Origin of the sequence: Allobosea sp. CCNWLY174 (assembly GCF_037120455.1) — a bacterium.
Classification (GTDB): domain Bacteria; phylum Pseudomonadota; class Alphaproteobacteria; order Rhizobiales; family Beijerinckiaceae; genus Allobosea; species Allobosea lupini.
Window position 1 is genome coordinate 197,531 of the sequence record NZ_JBBBBQ010000008.1, and the last position, 15,834, is coordinate 213,364.

The window sequence follows — 15,834 nt, forward strand, 5'->3', positions numbered from 1 at the left end:
TGCTGCACAAGAACAGTCCGCAACCGTCGGGCGGTCGCGGACAGTGAGGCGGGTCGCGGGGCAATGGGGAGGGAGGTCAACCCGCCTGGACTGGAATGCGTTTCGTTTCGGCCTGCGCCTCTGCGGACTTCGGAATCACGATCGTCAGCACGCCGTTGTCGAAGCTGGCCTTGGCGGCGCCGGCGTCGATACCCGCTGGCAGGGGAACGATCCGCTCGATGGCGCCGTAAACCCGCTCCCTGACGAGAACGCCGCTTTCCTCGGCTTCACGCTCGGACTTCTTCTCGCCGCGGATCGTCAACTGGCCATTACCGACCGACAGCTCGACATCCGTATCGCTCAAGCCGGGCAGCTCCGCGGTGACCGTGATCTCTTTGCCGTTGTCGGCGACATCAACGCTGACAGGCTGCGTTGGTGCCAAGGCGCCGACCGGGGCGAACGGGCTCAGCACCATGCGCCAGAACCGGTCGAAGGCGCGGTCGACATCGAGCTGCAGTGCACGGACGGGGTCCGTCGCGTCGGTTCCGGCGGCGACGTGGCGGCCCGCGCCACGCCATGGGACGAGGTCCGTGATCTTCATCGGGCTTGCTCCCTCAGTCGGCTTTGACATTGATCTTGGCGGCTGGGGACGGCGCGGCCTTCGGAAGGGTCAACCGGAGCACGCCATCCTTCAGCACCGCCTCGATCCTCCCGACGTCGATCGGCTCGGAGACGGTGAAGCTGCGCTCGTAACTGCCGTCCCGATACTCGGCATGGACCAGGGCGTAGCCGTCCGGCGCGCTCGATTGGGATCGCGCCGAAATCCGCAGAACGCGGTTGTCGAGGGTGACGTCGAGGGTGTCGGGATCCGCGCCCGGCATGTCGAGGACCACCTGGACGCCGGCCGTGGTCTCGACGATGTCGGTCGGCGGGGTGAAAGCAGGCTCGCTGCGCGTGGCTTCGGCCGGTTGGAGGCCATTGGGCTGCTGGTCGCTCATGGCGGCTTCGTCCTCAGATGCGGCTGACGGTGATCTTGTGCGGCTTGTCCGCCTCGGGTCTGGGCAGATCGAGCCGCAGCACACCGTTCCGGAATGTTGCCTTGACGCGGTCCCCGTCGACGCGGAAAGGCAGGACGAGATTGCGGGCGAAAGCCCCGGTGATACGTTCCTGGCGGTGGACGACCGCGTCGTCCGCCGGCGGCTGGGCCGTGCGGCGGCCGCGCAGCGTCACCGTGTTCTGATGGACGGCGATATCGAGTTCCTCGGGCACAACGCCGGGAATCTCGGCCGTGACCACGGCGCCGTCGCTTCCGGCCCACACATTCATCGGCGGAAATTCGGGAGGCGCGGCGACACGGAGATTGTCGAAAAGCCGGCTCATATCCCTCTGGGCGAAGCGCATCTGGCGTACCGGGTCAAACCCGCGCCCCGTATTGTCGAGATTGTGCAGCATGCCGATCGTCCTTCTGCGCGCGTGAGACACCGATGTCCCGGACACCGTGCCTCGGCTGGACGCGGGCGGCATTGATGACCGTCAGTTTGGGAGCACTGAATTCCGGCTAGGTCTTGCCAGCATCCCGACGCACGCCGCCAACGGCGGTCATCACGCCGGGGCCGCGCCCGCGAAGGACAGGTCCGCGATCATGCCGACGAGCAGCGGCGATCCCTATGAGACCCTCGGCGTCAAACGCGACGCCTCGCAGAGCGATATCCAGGCTGCCTATCGCCGGAGGGCCAAGAAGCTGCACCCGGACCTCAATCCCGGAAACAAGAAGGCCGAGCAGGACTTCAAGGCTCTGTCGGCGGCCTACGAGATTCTGCGCGACGAGGCGAAGCGCGGGCGCTTCGATCGCGGCGAAATCGAAGCGACGGGAGCCGAAAAGGCCGAACGACGCTACTATCGCGACTTTGCCGGCGCGGATGCGGGCGCAGGGTCCTATGGCGAAGGCTTCGCGGATTTCGGCGGCGACGACCTCTTTGCCGAGTTCTTCTCGCGCCAGAGGAGTGGACCGTTCGGCAAGCGCGGCGGCGACATCCGCTATTCCATGGAGATCGATTTCCTTGAGGCGGTCAACGGCGGCACGCATCAGGTGACGCTGCCCGGAGGCCAGACGCTGGACGTCAGGATCCCACCCGGTGCGCGCGATGGGCAGACCCTTCGGCTGCGGGGCAAGGGCAGCGCCGGCGACGTCGGAGTGAAAGCCGGTGACGCGCTGATCGAGCTCCATGTGCGCGCCCATCCCTTCTATCGGCGCGAGGGCGACGACATCCGGCTTGATCTCCCGATCTCGCTCCGCGAGGCCGTGCTCGGCGGCAAGGTCAAGGTGCCGACGCCGGCAGGCACGGTAGCGGTATCCGTGCCGATGAATTCATCCAGCGGGCGCACGCTGCGGCTGAAGGGACAGGGTGTCGCCCGGCGGGACGGGAGCCGGGGCGACGTCTACGCAACACTCAAGATCGTCCTTCCGGAACAGCAGGATCCCGAGCTGAAGGCATTCGTCGTTGGCTGGTCAGCCGGCAAGGACTTCAATCCGCGGCAGGCAATGGGGGTCTAGATGCTCGATCACTTCGAACCCAAGAGACATCGTCCTGTCGACGATGACACGCTGCAGGCCTTCGTCGACAGGGGCTGGATCTTGCCGCCCGTTCGCGAAGGTCAGCGCGTGATCCGCGACGTCGATGTCGCGCGTGCGGCCCTGATCGTGGATCTGACCGATGGGATGGGTCTGAACGAGGAAGGCGTCGATCTGGTGCTGGATCTGATCGACCAGCTCTATGGCCTGCGTTCCGCCCTCGGCCATCTGATCGATACGCTGGCGGTGCAGCCTGATGGCGTTCGGGCTCGCCTCGTGAGCGACCCGAGGCGGCTTTACACGCTGAGCTACCGCCGATCGCCGGCTGTCCGCTGACTCCTAGCCGGCGGCCGGGCTGCCATCGTGCGGTTCGCGAACCGCCACGCCAACCATCGCCGGGCGAAGCACCCGGTCGTGAAGCGTATAGCCTGGCTGCAGGACCTCGACGACGGTGCCGTCCGCGGCTGTCTCGTCCGGTCGCTGGAAAATGGCGTGATGGATATGCGGATCGAAGGCCGCGCCGAGCGGATCGATGCGTCGCATGCCATGCCGCGCCAGCGTCGCCAGCAGGTTGCTCTCGGTGGTCTCGACGCCTTTCAGGAGCGGTCCGATCGACGCGTGATCGGCTGCGCCTGGCGGCATGCTCTCGATGGCGCGGCGCAGATTGTCGAGCGTGTCCACGAGGTCGCCAGCGAGTTGCGAGGCGGCGAACTTCACCGCCTCCTCGCGCTGGCGCTGCATCTGCTGGCGGATGTTCTGCTGCTCGGCCAGGGCGCGCAGCAGCTTGTCCTTCACATCGGCGAGCTCGAACTCGAGCGCCGCCTGCGAGGCCGGGGCGGCAGATTGCGCGGAGGGCGTGTCCGGTGACTGGGGCATCGGCTCCGCAGTTTTCTGTCCGTGGGGAGCCTCAACCATGGCGCTGACCATTCTTGTCGTTCACCTCCTCGAAATCCGCGTCGACGACATCGTCTCCCGCGGCCGACGCTTCGCCGGAACCGGAGCCCGGGGCACCTGCGGACTCCTGCACCTTGGTGCCGAACTCCGCCGAGGCGACCTGCAAGGCCTTGGCCTTGGTCTCGATATCGTCGGCCGAGGCCCCGGCGATGGCCGACTTGACCTCCTGGATGGCCTTCTCGACGGTCGTCCGGTCCACCGAGGGCGCCTTGTCCTTCGCCTCGTCCAGAGCCTTCTGGCTGGTTCCGATCTGCGCATCCGCCTGGTTGCGCGCTTCGACCAGAGCACGCCTCTGCTTGTCGGCCTCCGCATTGGCCTCCGCCTCCCGCACCATGCGGTCGATATCGGACTGCGTGAGGCCGCCGGAGGCCTCGATCTTGATCTGCTGCTCCTGGCCGGTGGCCTTGTCCTTGGCCGTGACGTGGACGATGCCGTTGGCGTCGATGTCGAAGGTGACCTCGATCTGCGGCACGCCGCGCGGCGCCGGGGCAATGCCGACGAGATCGAACTGGCCGAGCAGCTTGTTGTCTGCCGCCATCTCGCGCTCGCCCTGGAAGACGCGGATCGTGACCGCATTCTGGTTATCCTCGGCCGTCGAGAAGGTCTGGCTCTTCGTCGCCGGGATGGTCGTGTTCCGGTCGATCAGCCGCGTGAATACGCCGCCGAGTGTCTCGATGCCGAGCGAGAGCGGGGTCACGTCGAGCAGCAGCACGTCCTTGACGTCGCCCTGCAGCACACCGGCCTGGATCGCGGCGCCGATCGCCACCACCTCGTCCGGATTGACACTCTTGTTCGGCTCCTTGCCAAAAATGTCGGAGACCACATCCTGCACCTTGGGCATGCGCGTCATGCCGCCGACGAGAACAGCCTCGTCAATGTCCGACGTCTTAACCTTGGCGTCCTTCATCGCCGCCCGGCAGGGGCTCTCGGTCCGCTGGATGAGATCGTCGACCAGATCTTCCAGCTTCGCCCGCCTGAGCTTGATCTCGAGATGCTTGGGGCCGTTCTGGTCGGCTGTGATGAAAGGCAGGCTGACGGTTGTCTCCAAGGTCGAAGAAAGCTCGATCTTGGCCTTCTCGGCGGCTTCGCGCAGCCGCTGGATCGCCAGCCGGTCTTGTCGCAAGTCGATGCCCTGGTCCTTCTGGAACTCGGTCGCCAGCCAGTCGACGACGCGCTTGTCGAAGTCTTCGCCGCCGAGGAAGGTGTCGCCATTGGTGGCCTTCACCTCGAACACACCGTCGCCGATATCGAGCAGCGAGATGTCGAACGTGCCGCCGCCGAGATCGTAGACCGCGATCTTGCCTGCCGTCTTCTTGTCCAGCCCGTAGGCAAGCGCGGCGGCCGTCGGCTCGTTGATGATGCGCAGTACGTCGAGCCCTGCAATCCTGCCGGCATCCTTCGTCGCCTGCCGCTGGCTGTCGTTGAAATAGGCCGGTACGGTGATGACGGCCTGGGTCACCTTCGCGCCGAGATAGGCCTCCGCCGTCTCCTTCATCTTCACCAGGATGTGGGAGCTGATCTGGCTTGGGCTGTGTTTCTTTCCCGCCACCTCGATCCACGCATCGCCATTGTCGCCCTTGACGATCTTGTAGGGGACCAGCGTCTTGTCCTTCTCCACCACCGGATCGTCGTAGCGGCGCCCGATCAGGCGCTTCACGGCGAAGATCGTGTTCTCCGGGTTGGTCACGGCCTGCCGCTTGGCCGGCTGGCCGACCAGAATCTCGCCATCCTTGGTGAACGCGACGATGGAGGGGGTGGTGCGGCCGCCTTCCGCGTTTTCGATGATCTTGGCCTGCGCCCCCTCCATCACCGCGACGCAGGAGTTGGTCGTGCCCAGATCGATGCCGATCACCTTCGTTGCCATCTTCCATCTCCATCGAAATTGGGCGCCTGATGCGGCCGGTGCGACTGCGCCCGCATCCGAAGCCTTGCCGATGACCAGGCCGCCGGCCTTGACGGTCGTCAGTTTCGAGCCTGTTGACGATTTTGCACTGCGACGGCGGCTCGCCGTCGAGCCGGGTTTTCTCGAGGAGAAGGGAGAGGCGACGTTACGGATGGCAGGTCGTTCGGCGCCGCGTCATCCGCCCTCAGCCGTTCTGGCCGCCTCGCCTCCGGGTGATCCTGATGCGGCGCGGACCCTCCAGCGAGATGACGCCGCGCGCCTGCAGATCGGTAATGGCGCGGCAGACCGTTTCGGGCGAGATACCGAGCATGTCGGCGATGTCGTAGCGCGAGATCGGCAGCGCCATGCCCTCGTCCCTGTCGGCCGAAAGCCTCCGGTGAAAGTAGAACAGAAATTCCCGGACCTTTTCCTGGGCCGTCATCGTGCCGATCACCAGGAGCTGCTCCTGCAGCCGTTCCAATGCCTCGAGGATCTGCATTCTGATTTCGAGGGCGGTCTCGGAGTCTTCCCTGGCCAGCGCCTCGACACGTTGGCGCGGGTAACAGGCGATCACTGTTCCCTCAGTCACGGCCTGGACGGCAAACCGATGGCGCAGGCGGGAGGTGAAGCCGAACAGATCTCCCGGCAGATAGATGTCGACCAGTTGCCTGCGCCCGTCGGCGCGCATCAGAAATTTGCGCGCCGAGCCGGACATGACACGATACCAGGTGTCGCTGCGCTCCTCCTGGCCGTAGATGTCCTGCTCGCGATCGAAGCGACGCAGGTGCGCCAGCGACCGCAGCCGTGTCGGCTCGGCGGTCGGCGCGCTTGGCAGGCGTTGCAGGGTCGCGGACGTCGCGGATGCGTCGAGCATGGTGGCCTCCCCATCCTCCGCCAGCGCGCGAAGGCTTGCCATGCACCATTCGTCAGCCTTCGTCGAAGGGGAATTGGGGGTCTGTCCGTATCGTAGAATCCCGCATCCCGCTGATCGGGGCGTTTCCTTCGATATGGCTGGCGGTCATGGGGGTAAGACGCGCCTGGTCCTTCGCGGGTGTCGCGACGACGCAAGCCTGTATGCACCCGGCCCCAGGCCGGAAAGGGCCATGCTTGGCCAGCGTCAGTCGCCTCGGCACCAGGAGGTCAATGGGCTGATAGACGACGGCGCGCACGAACTCCGCGAGCGACCCACTGGCCGATACCTTCCCCAGGGACGAAAGTCAGGCGCACGTCCGTTGACGTTGTGCGGCCCACGACCGCGTCCACAAGGTCCTTGGGGACGCGTTTGCGGTGGTCTTCGGATGTTTCCAAGGATTGGCCACGCAGAGTACCAAGTATACCACTCGGTGGTTGCCAAACCCTTGCTGGTGCAGCCTTATTCCGCAAAATAAGGGGGGTGGGGCTGGTGCTGCGAGAGAGGATTGAACTCTCGACCTCTCCATTACCAATGGAGTGCTCTACCACTGAGCTACCGCAGCAGGACCGTGCTTATGCAGGCGTTTCGGGTCGATCGAGGACCTGGAAAGCGCCGCGCCGTTCCGAAGCGGCGTCCTGATGCCACAAGCCCCGCCCCGACGCAACCTGTTCCGCACATATCCCTGCACATGAAAATGAAGGGCGCCGGAGCATGCCATCACCAATGGAGTGCCCGACATCGCTGCCCCGGTCTGTTTTCAGTCCGGCAGCAGCAGGCGCGGGTCGATGCGGAAGAGCCTGCCGTCGCCGAGAAGATGGGCGCAAAAGCCCAGGCTGAACAGCGGCCGGAAGGCGATGTCCCGGACATTGAGACCGCCGGCATAGGCGCCCATCGCCGGCATGACGCAGCGGCTCGGCGAGATCGCAAAGCAGCGCCGGCGCAGCGCCCGGCCGCGCATGCGGACCTTGGCGGCGGGGTGCAGATGCCCGGCGATCTCCGGCAGCGCACCGGCGGGGCTTGGCTCGTGCCGCAGCATGACGCCGCGAAGCTCGAGCTCACCGGCTACCGTGCCGCCCATCGCCGCCGAGATCATCGGGTCGTGGTTGCCGCTCATCCAGAGCCAGTCGCGGCCGGCCTGGCAGGCGCGCAAGCTCGCAAGGCAGCTTTCGTCGATCCGTGCCTCGGCGCCGCGGTCATGGAAGGAATCGCCGAGGGCGATCACGCGTGCCGGCTGGTAGCGCAGGATCGCGGCGCCGAGCAGCCGCAATGTCGCGGCGGAATCATAGGGCGGCAGCAGCACGCCGCGCGCCGCATAGGCCGAGCCCTTCTCCAGATGCAGGTCGGCGACGACGAGCGTGCGCTCGTCCGGCAGATAGAGCGCGCCGGACAGGTCGGGCACGACAGCCAGCCGGCCGAGCATGAACGCCTCGGCTGCCACCTCTCCGGTTTCCTTCGCCGCCAGGTTCACGCCATCGCCTCTTCGAGCATCTGCGCTTCCGCCTCCGCCAGGATCTCGTCGGCCGCTTCGCCGTGGACCGCCTCGCGCCCGATCTCGAGCATGACCGAGACCGAGAGCGGCGAGACGTGATCGAGCGGCTGATGCACGATTCGCCCGCTGATCCGTGTCAGCATCTGACCCAGGCGGCCGATGTCGAGCAAGCCCGTCGCCGCGTCGGCGCGCGCGGCGCGCAGGAGCACATGGTCGGGCTGGTGCCGCCGCAGCACGTCGTAGACGAGGTCGGTCGATATTGTCACCTGCCGCCCGCTCTTCTCCTGGCCGGGGAAACGACGCTCGATCAGGCCGCCGATCACGGCGCAGGAGCGGAAGGTGCGCTTCATCAGCGCCGATTCGGCCAGCCACTCCTCGAGATCGTCGCCGAGCATGTCCTGCGCGAAGAGATCGTCGAGCGAAAGCGCCCCGCGCGCGATCGCCGCGCCCATGTCGCCGAGCGTCCAGACGGCGATGCCATAGTCGTTGCAGACAAAGCCCAGCGGCTTCAGCCGGGCCCGCTCCAGCCGTCGCGTCAGCAGCATGCCGAGCGTCTGGTGGGCGAGGCGGCCCTCGAACGGGTAGGCGACGAGGAAGAAGCGCCCGGCGCGCGGGAAGGTCTCGACCAGCAGTTCGCCGGGCTTGGGCAGGCGCGATTTCAGCCTTTGCGCATGCAGCCAGGACGAGACCTCGTCGGGGAGCTTCGCCCATTCCTTCGGTGTCGCCAGGATGGCGCGGACCCGCGCCGCGAGGAAGGTCGAGAGCGGGAACTTGCCGCCGGCATAGGACGGGATCTTCGGGTCGGTTCCGGCGCTGGTGCGCGAACAGACCACCTCGTTCTCGACGATGCCCTCGAAGCGCAGCACCTCGCCGGCGAAGACGAAAGTGTCGCCCGGCGTCATCGTCTCGGCGAAATACTCTTCGAGCTCGCCGAGCACGCGCCCGCCGCGGCTGAGCATCTTCTGGCCGCCGGGACGAGCCGGCCTGGAGCGACCGAGCCGGACCTTGAGCATGGTCGACTCGACGATGGTGCCGATGTTCATGCGGTATTGCTGGATCACGCGGGCGTTGCTGGCGCGATAGAGCCCGTCCTTGCTCCGCCGCAGCTTGGCGAAGCGTTCATAGCTCTTCAGCGCATAGCCGCCGGTCGCGACGAAATCGACCACCGCGTCGAAATCGGCGCGGTCGAGACCGGCATAGGGCGAAGCTGTGAGGATCTCCCGATAGAGCGCGTCGGGCTCGAAACCGTCGGAGCAGGCCACCCCCAGCACATGCTGGGCGAGCACGTCGAGCGCCCCTAACCGCGGCGGCGGCGTATCCTGCGCCGCCTCCGCCACGGCATCGAGCGCAGCACAGCATTCGAGCAGTTCGAAGCGGTTCGAGGGCACGAGAAGCGCCTGCGAAGGCTCGTCCATGCGGTGGTTGGAGCGGCCGATGCGCTGCATCAGGCGGCTGGCCCCCTTCGGCGCGCCGACATTGACGACGAGGTCGACATCGCCCCAGTCGATGCCGAGATCGAGCGTCGCGGTGCAGACGACGGCTTTCAGCTTGCCCGCCGCCATCGCCGCCTCGACCTTGCGGCGCTGGCCGACATCGAGCGAGCCGTGATGCAATGCGATCGGCAGCGTCTCCTCGTTCACGCTCCACAGCGCCTGGAACATGAACTCGGCCTGCATGCGCGTGTTGACGAAGACCAGCGTCAGCTTATGCGCTTGGATCGCCGCATAGATGTCGCCGACTGCATGGGCGGTGACATGGCCCGCCAGCGGCAGCCGCCGGCTCGTATGCATGATGCCGATCTGCGCTTGTGCGCCGCCCTTGACGGTGACGAGGCCGGACGGAGTGCCGGCGCCGCCCAGATAGGCTTGCAGGTCCGCCGGCTCGCGCACCGTCGCCGACAGGCCCACGGCGCTCATCTGCGGCGCCAGCATGCGCAGACGGGCGAGGTCGAGCGAGAGCAGGTCGCCGCGCTTGGAGGTGACCAGCGCATGCAACTCGTCGAGCACGACGCGGCGTAGGTTCGCGAAGAACGGCTTGGCGTCGCGGTGAGAGACCAGGAGCGCGAGCTGTTCCGGCGTCGTCAGGAGGATATCCGGCGGCCGCTCGATCTGACGGGCGCGCTTGGCCGGCGAGGTGTCGCCGGTACGCGTCTCGACCTTCACCGACAGCCCCATCTCGCGGATCGGCATCTCGAGATTGCGGGCGATGTCGACCGCGAGCGCCTTCAGCGGCGAGACATAGAGCGTGTGCAGGCCGTCGCGTTCGCCGCCGCGCTGGGTCAGTTCGACCAGCGAGGGCAGGAAACCGGCGAGCGTCTTGCCGGCGCCGGTCGGTGCCACCAGCAGGGTCGAGCGCCCCGCCCGCGCTTCCTCCAGCAGAGCGAGCTGATGCGCCCTGACGCTCCAGCCGCGGCTGGCGAACCAGGCGGAGAAGGCGGGCGGGAGAGGCGAGGGCGCATCCATCGAGCGACAGAGATAGGCTCTGCCGAACGAAAAGGGAACGGTGGTCTCTCGCCTTTCAGACGGCCGGGTTGCCGCTTGATCCCAATACGACGACCCTGCTGCCGACCGGCACGCGCCGATAAAGATCCATGATGTCCTGGTTCAGCAGCCGGATGCAGCCGGACGAAACCATCGCCCCGATCGTCCACGGCTCGACGGTGCCGTGCAGCCGGTAGAGCGTGTCGCGACCGTCGCGATAGAGGTAGAGCGCGCGCGGGCCGAGCGGGTTGCCGGCGCCGCCTGCCAGGCCGCCGGCATAGCGGCCATAGCGCTGCGGTTCGCGGCGGATCATATCCTGCGTCGGCGTCCAGCGCGGCCATTGCGCCTTGCGCGCGATCGTCGCGGCGCCGCGGAAATTGAAGCCTTCTTCCTTGCCGACGCCGATGCCGTAGCGGATCGCGCGTCCGCCTTCGCCGACGAGGTAGGCGTAGCGTTCGCCAGGATCGACGACCACGGTTCCAGGCCGCTCGGCCGTGCGATAGCTGACCTCCCGCCGCAGGAATTCGGGCTCGATTTCGCTGAGGTCGATGGCCGGCACCGGAAAAGGCTCGCCGTCGACGGCTGCATAGATCGAGGCATAGTCGGCATCGAACGTGTCGAGGCGTCCGGCGGGCGATTGGCTGGAAAGTTCGGGCGCGGGTCTCGTCACGCAGCCGGACAAAAGGAATGGGCTGCCGAGCAGCAAGCGGCGTCGGTCGATGGGCATTTCAGGCTATCGGCTCGCGTGACGGGATCGGTGCGGCGATAGAGCAATTTGCCGCGGCAGCGTCGATCCGTTATGAGGTCATGGATATCATAACCAATGGCTATGCATGGATATCGCTTCCGCCCTGAGAGCTTTCGTGCACGTCGTGGAACGTGGCTCGGTCACCGCCGCAGCGCGCGATCTGTCGGTGTCGCAACCGGCCGTCACCAAGCAGCTGCGCAATCTCGAACGGCATGTCGGAGCGCGCCTGTTGGAGCGCTCAGCCCGCATGGTCCGGCCGACCGCACAGGGCATAACGCTCTATGAGGCCAGTCGGAGCGCCCTCGCGACAATCGATGCGGCGTTGGAAGGCGTTCGCCACGAGATGGGCGCGATCGAAGGGCTGTTGCGCGTGCATGCGCCGTCCTGCATCGGCGCCAAGCATCTCCACCCGATCGCGCTGGCCTTTCAGGAGCGCCATCCCAGCGTAACCATCGATCTGGTTCTGGAGAATCGCGCGGTCGATCTGGTTTATGAGGGGTTCGATCTCGCGCTGCGCTACGGCCGGCCGGATGGCCAGGAACTGATCGTCAGGCGCCTTGGCCTGGTGCGCCGCATCCTTGTCGCTTCCCCACAGTTCCTGGCCCGATCGGGGCCGATTGGGACGCCGGCGCAGCTGTCTGAGATCGATGTCGTGACTTCTGCGACGCTGCTATCGCCCCGCGATAGCCTCCCGCTGCAGCGAGGAGGAGAGAGCATCAACGTACCGGTGCGGCCGATCATGCGTGTCAACCACGCCGACGCTGTCACCGCGACCCTGCTGTCCGGCCGGGCTGCCGGCCCCGTCCAGCATCTGCTCGTCACGGAAGAACTCGCGGCAGGAAACCTCGTCAGAATCCTGCCGGATTACGAGGTCAAGCCGACCGAGGCCTTCTGGACCTTTCCTTCGGTGCGCTTCATGCGCCCGGTCGTGCGCGCCTTCACTGATTTCGCCATCCCGGCCCTGCGCGCCGTCGAGGGCGTCGATGCCGGGGATATGCGGTCGGAGGCGGCCTAGACTGGCGCCGGCCTCGTGCCCTCAGTGGCGCTCGGCGATGACCAGCAGCCCCGGCACCGGCTGGCCGCGATCGATCCTCGTGCTACGTGGCTCGACCAATACGGGCCTCAGCCCGGCTTCGGCAAGCGCCTCCCTGATCCAGCTCTCGGCATGGGCGAAGCGCCGGTCGTGCCCAACGGTGATGCCCTCGCCGTCATGGCTCTGCACGGTGAAGGCGAGGAGCCCGCCTGTCTTGAGCACCCGCGCGCTCTGATGGAAGCACGAGGCGAGATCGCCGAGATAGACGAAGACGTCGGCGGCGATGACGAGATCGGCGCAGGCGTCGGGCCGGCTCGCCAGAAAGGCCGTGAGGCCGGCGGTCGCGAGCTTGTCGTAGAGCGTTCCGCCATCCTCGCGCGTCTTGGCCTGCGCCTTGGCGATCATCCGGGGCGACAGATCGCAGCCGGCGAGGAATTCGGTTTCGGCGCGGATCGCTTCGCCCATCAACCCGGTGCCGCAGCCGAGATCGAGGACCGTCCCAAAATGAAGAGGATGGTCCGCCTGCACGCAATGCCTCGCCAGCGCCTCCTTCAGCAGCGCCGGCGCCTGATAGTGCAAGGCACCGACGAGGTGGCTGTCGAAGCGCTCGGCATAAGCATCGAACAGTGCGCCTGAAAAATTCTCCGAGGTCGCCTGCTCGGCCGGCAGCGCGCCGATGCGGGCGAGGTCGAGCTTGGCGCCGACATGGTCGTTGGGGTCGAGTTCGAGGCATTGCCGCCAGGCGGTCGCAGCCTCCTCATTGTGCCCGAGCGTTTCCTGGGCCAGCCCGTAAAGATGCCAGGCGGCGGTGAAACCGTAGTTCTCGGCGAGCGTTTGATCGAGGATGTCGATCGCCGCCTGCGGGTCGCCATCCTTCAACGCCGCCTCGGCCCAGGCATAACGACGGTCGAGACGTTCATCCCCGGAACTGGCGGAGTACACGCTGCTGCCCTTTTCGATCATGCTGCGGGTTTACCGAAGGCAGATGACACTGGCCAGACGATGAAGCCTTCCGATCTGCTGACGCCGACGCCGGCCGGGCTCTATTGCCCGGCGGCCGATATCTACATCGATCCGGTCCGCCCGGTGGCGCGGGCGCTGATCACCCATGGCCATTCCGATCATGCCCGCGCCGGCCATGGCGCGGTCCTGGCGACGCGTGAGACGCTGGCGATCATGGCGCTGCGCTATGGCGAGGCTTTCACCGGCTCGCAGCAGGTGGCCGCTCCCGGCGAGACAACCCGCATCGGCGCGGTCGATTTCCGCTTCGTCCCGGCCGGCCATGTCCTCGGCTCCGCCCAGATCGTGGTCGAGCACAAGGGCCCGCGCATCGTCGTCTCCGGCGACTACAAGCGCGAGCGCGATCCGACCTGCGCGCCCTTCGAGCCCGTTCCGTGTGACGTCTTCATCACCGAGGCGACCTTCGGCCTGCCGGTGTTTCGCCACCCGCCGGCCCATGCCGAGGCGGCCAAGCTGCTCGATTCCGTCCGGCTCTTCCCCGATCGCACGCACATCGTCGGAGCCTATTCGCTGGGCAAGGCGCAGCGGCTGATGGCGCTGATCCGCGAGGCCGGCTATGAGCGGCCGATCTTCATCCATGGCGCGGTCGAGAAGATCACCGAGTTCTACCAGACGCAGGGCATCCCGCTCGGCGAAATCCGCAAGGTCGAGCCGAGCGGGCGCAAGGCCGAGGGACGCAAGGCGTTCGCCGGCGAGATCGTCATCTGCCCGCCGAGCGCGATCCAGGACCTCTGGTCGCGCCGCTTCCCCGATCCGGTCACTGCCTTCGCCTCGGGCTGGATGCGGGTCAGGGCACGAGCGCGCCAGAAGGGCGTCGAGCTGCCGCTGATCATCTCCGACCATGCCGATTGGGACGACCTGCAGGCGACGATCCGCGAGGTCCAGGCGAACGAGATCTGGATCACCCATGGCGAGGCCGAGGCGCTGGCGCATTGGTGCGGCACGGTCGGCCTCAAGGGCATGCCGCTCCATCTCGTCGGCTATGGCGACGAGGGCGAGGCCGAACCCGAGGCCAAGCCTGCGGAGGCGTCCGCATGAACCGCTTCGCCTGGCTGCTCGACCGCCTCGCCTATGAGCCGCGCCGCAACGGCAAGCTCGCGCTTATCGCCGATTACCTGCGCACGACGCCCGACCCCGATCGCGGCTGTGCCCTGGCGGCGATGACTGGCGGGCTGGTCTTCCAGAACGCCAAGCCCGGCCTGATCCGCGCCTTGATCGCCGAGCGCGTCGATCCTGTCCTGTTCGCACTGTCCTATGACTATGTCGGCGACCTCTCCGAGACGGTCGCGCTGATGTGGCCGGCCCGGCATGGTGCGAACGACGTGCCGCATCTGCCCGACGTCGTCGCCGGCCTGCGCAGCTCCGGCAAGACCGAGCTGCCGCGCCTGATCGCCTCCTGGCTCGACGCGCTTGACGAGACCGGCCGCTGGGCCCTGCTCAAGCTGATCACCGGATCGCTCCGCATCGGCGTCTCCGCCCGCCTCGCCAAGACCGCCGCCGCGAGCCTCGGCGGCATACCAGCCGACGAGGTCGAGCAGGTCTGGCATGGGCTGGAGCCGCCCTACACCGCGCTCTTCGCCTGGCTGGAGGACAGGGCGCCGCGGCCGGAGGCGACCGATCCGGCGCCATTCCGCCCGGTCATGCTCTCGCATGCGATCGAGGACGGCGATTTCGGCAAGCTGAACGCCGACGAATTCGCCGCCGAATGGAAATGGGACGGCATCCGTGTCCAGGCCGTCGCCGGCACGCGCCCCGATGGCAGCCGCGTCGTGCGCCTCTATTCCCGCACCGGCGAGGAGATCGGCGGAGCTTTTCCCGATCTCACCGAGGCGCTGACCGAGGATGGCGCGATCGACGGCGAACTGCTGGTGATGCGCGACGGCATCGTCCAGAGCTTCAACACGCTGCAGCAACGGCTCAACCGCAAGCAGGTGACGCCGAAGATGCTGGCCGAATTCCCGGCCCATATCCGCGCCTACGATCTCCTGGCCGAAGCCGACGATGATCTGCGTGCCCTTCCCTACACGGAGCGGCGGACCCGGCTCGAGGCCTTTCTCGGCAGGCTCGACAACGCCCGCTTCGACCTCTCGCCGCGCATTACCTTCGCAAGCTGGGAGGAACTGACCGAGGCGCGTGCCGATCCGGCTTCCGCCGGGGCGGGCGCAGATGCCGAGGCGGTCGAGGGCTGCATGCTGAAGCGGCTCGATTCGCCTTACTTGCCGGGCCGCCCCAAGGGCTACTGGTACAAATGGAAGCGCGATGCCCGGCTGGTCGATTGCGTGCTGATGTACGCCCAGCGCGGCCACGGCAAACGCTCCTCCTTCTATTCCGACTACACCTTTGGCGTCTGGCGGGTTGGGGAGGCGGGCGCGGACGAGCTGGTGCCGGTCGGCAAGGCCTATTTCGGGTTCACCGACGAGGAACTGATCGAGATCGACCGCTATGTCCGCAAGAACACGCTGAACCGCTTCGGCCCGGTGCGCGAGGTCACGCATACGCTCGCGAGCGGTCTCGTCTTCGAAGTGGCGTTCGAGGGGCTGCAGCGCTCGACGCGGCACAAATCCGGCGTCGCCATGCGCTTTCCCCGCATCAACCGAATCCGCTGGGACAAGCCGCCGGGCGAGGCCGACCGGATCGAGACATTGGAGGCGCTGCTCCCCGCCAATTAGCGATCCGCTGTGTCTCCCTGCGATTGGAGCATTGACAGGGTAAGATGGGGGGCGCTTGAACGTTCAAGGGGGAATCGCGCGGCATCTTGCCGGGC

General features: G+C 66.8%; 15 protein-coding genes, 1 tRNA gene and 1 pseudogene. 6 read left to right on the forward strand and 11 right to left on the reverse strand.

The window, feature by feature from the left end; translation table 11 throughout:
- Positions 1 to 76 precede the first annotated feature (76 nt).
- Genes V7S63_RS21715 through V7S63_RS21725 form a run of 3 tightly spaced genes read right to left on the reverse strand, consistent with a single transcriptional unit; the run spans position 77 to position 1,431 of the window.
- A complete protein-coding gene (locus V7S63_RS21715) occupies positions 77 to 580 on the reverse strand; it encodes an Hsp20/alpha crystallin family protein (RefSeq protein ID WP_091833890.1) in 504 nt (167 codons plus the stop codon).
- A 13-nt stretch (positions 581 to 593) separates the two neighbouring features.
- Positions 594 to 977: an Hsp20/alpha crystallin family protein gene (locus tag V7S63_RS21720; protein ID WP_336531741.1), complete on the reverse strand. Its 384-nt coding sequence runs from the start codon at positions 975 to 977 to the stop codon at positions 594 to 596.
- A gap of 13 nt (positions 978 to 990) precedes the next feature.
- Complete coding sequence (locus V7S63_RS21725; protein ID WP_091833896.1) at positions 991 to 1,431, reverse strand: Hsp20/alpha crystallin family protein; 441 nt, start codon at positions 1,429 to 1,431, stop codon at positions 991 to 993.
- Between the two features lie 190 nt (positions 1,432 to 1,621).
- Between V7S63_RS21725 and V7S63_RS21730 the strand changes: the two genes are divergently transcribed.
- Both V7S63_RS21730 and V7S63_RS21735 read left to right on the forward strand, forming a co-directional pair.
- On the forward strand, positions 1,622 to 2,533 hold the full coding sequence (locus tag V7S63_RS21730; protein WP_336531742.1) for a J domain-containing protein: 912 nt from the start codon (positions 1,622 to 1,624) through the stop codon (positions 2,531 to 2,533).
- Positions 2,534 to 2,887: a chaperone modulator CbpM gene (locus V7S63_RS21735; protein ID WP_336531743.1), complete on the forward strand. Its 354-nt coding sequence runs from the start codon at positions 2,534 to 2,536 to the stop codon at positions 2,885 to 2,887.
- Between the two features lie 3 nt (positions 2,888 to 2,890).
- Here V7S63_RS21735 and V7S63_RS21740 read toward each other — a convergent pair whose 3' ends face one another.
- The 7 genes from V7S63_RS21740 to V7S63_RS21770 form a co-directional block, all read right to left on the reverse strand.
- Positions 2,891 to 3,478 (reverse strand): nucleotide exchange factor GrpE, encoded by a 588-nt coding sequence (locus V7S63_RS21740; protein WP_336531744.1) that lies wholly within the window; start codon positions 3,476 to 3,478, stop codon positions 2,891 to 2,893.
- A complete protein-coding gene (gene dnaK / locus V7S63_RS21745) occupies positions 3,459 to 5,369 on the reverse strand; it encodes a molecular chaperone DnaK (RefSeq protein ID WP_336531745.1) in 1,911 nt (636 codons plus the stop codon). Before dnaK ends, V7S63_RS21740 begins: the two co-directional genes overlap by 20 nt.
- 223 nt (positions 5,370 to 5,592) lie before the next feature.
- Entirely contained in the window at positions 5,593 to 6,261 is a 669-nt protein-coding gene (locus V7S63_RS21750) for a helix-turn-helix domain-containing protein (RefSeq protein ID WP_336531746.1), read from the reverse strand.
- Positions 6,262 to 6,787: 526 nt separating this feature from the next.
- Positions 6,788 to 6,862 (reverse strand) — tRNA-Thr (locus V7S63_RS21755).
- Between the two features lie 195 nt (positions 6,863 to 7,057).
- Complete coding sequence (gene pdeM / locus V7S63_RS21760) at positions 7,058 to 7,720, reverse strand: ligase-associated DNA damage response endonuclease PdeM (RefSeq protein ID WP_336531805.1); 663 nt, start codon at positions 7,718 to 7,720, stop codon at positions 7,058 to 7,060.
- 44 nt (positions 7,721 to 7,764) lie between these two features.
- Positions 7,765 to 10,251 (reverse strand): ligase-associated DNA damage response DEXH box helicase, encoded by a 2,487-nt coding sequence (locus V7S63_RS21765; protein ID WP_336531747.1) that lies wholly within the window; start codon positions 10,249 to 10,251, stop codon positions 7,765 to 7,767.
- Between the two features lie 55 nt (positions 10,252 to 10,306).
- Positions 10,307 to 10,939, reverse strand: coding sequence for a L,D-transpeptidase (locus V7S63_RS21770; protein WP_442896494.1), 633 nt, complete (start codon positions 10,937 to 10,939; stop codon positions 10,307 to 10,309).
- A 163-nt stretch (positions 10,940 to 11,102) separates the two neighbouring features.
- On the opposite strand from V7S63_RS21770, the pseudogene V7S63_RS21775 reads away from it, so the two are divergent.
- Positions 11,103 to 11,276 (forward strand): annotated as a pseudogene (locus tag V7S63_RS21775) (helix-turn-helix domain-containing protein); the annotation flags it as partial.
- 84 nt (positions 11,277 to 11,360) lie between these two features.
- Positions 11,361 to 12,032 (forward strand): substrate binding domain-containing protein, encoded by a 672-nt coding sequence (locus V7S63_RS21780; RefSeq protein WP_336531806.1) that lies wholly within the window; start codon positions 11,361 to 11,363, stop codon positions 12,030 to 12,032.
- 21 nt (positions 12,033 to 12,053) lie between these two features.
- Here the strand turns inward: V7S63_RS21780 and V7S63_RS21785 are convergent, their stop codons facing one another.
- Positions 12,054 to 12,992 (reverse strand): methyltransferase domain-containing protein, encoded by a 939-nt coding sequence (locus V7S63_RS21785; protein ID WP_336531749.1) that lies wholly within the window; start codon positions 12,990 to 12,992, stop codon positions 12,054 to 12,056.
- Between the two features lie 60 nt (positions 12,993 to 13,052).
- Here V7S63_RS21785 and V7S63_RS21790 point away from each other — a divergent pair, with 60 nt between their 5' ends.
- Entirely contained in the window at positions 13,053 to 14,108 is a 1,056-nt protein-coding gene (locus V7S63_RS21790; protein ID WP_336531750.1) for a ligase-associated DNA damage response exonuclease, read from the forward strand.
- Positions 14,105 to 15,739, forward strand: coding sequence for a cisplatin damage response ATP-dependent DNA ligase (locus tag V7S63_RS21795; RefSeq protein WP_336531751.1), 1,635 nt, complete (start codon positions 14,105 to 14,107; stop codon positions 15,737 to 15,739). Before V7S63_RS21790 ends, V7S63_RS21795 begins: the two co-directional genes overlap by 4 nt.
- The last annotated feature ends 95 nt before the right edge of the window (positions 15,740 to 15,834 follow it).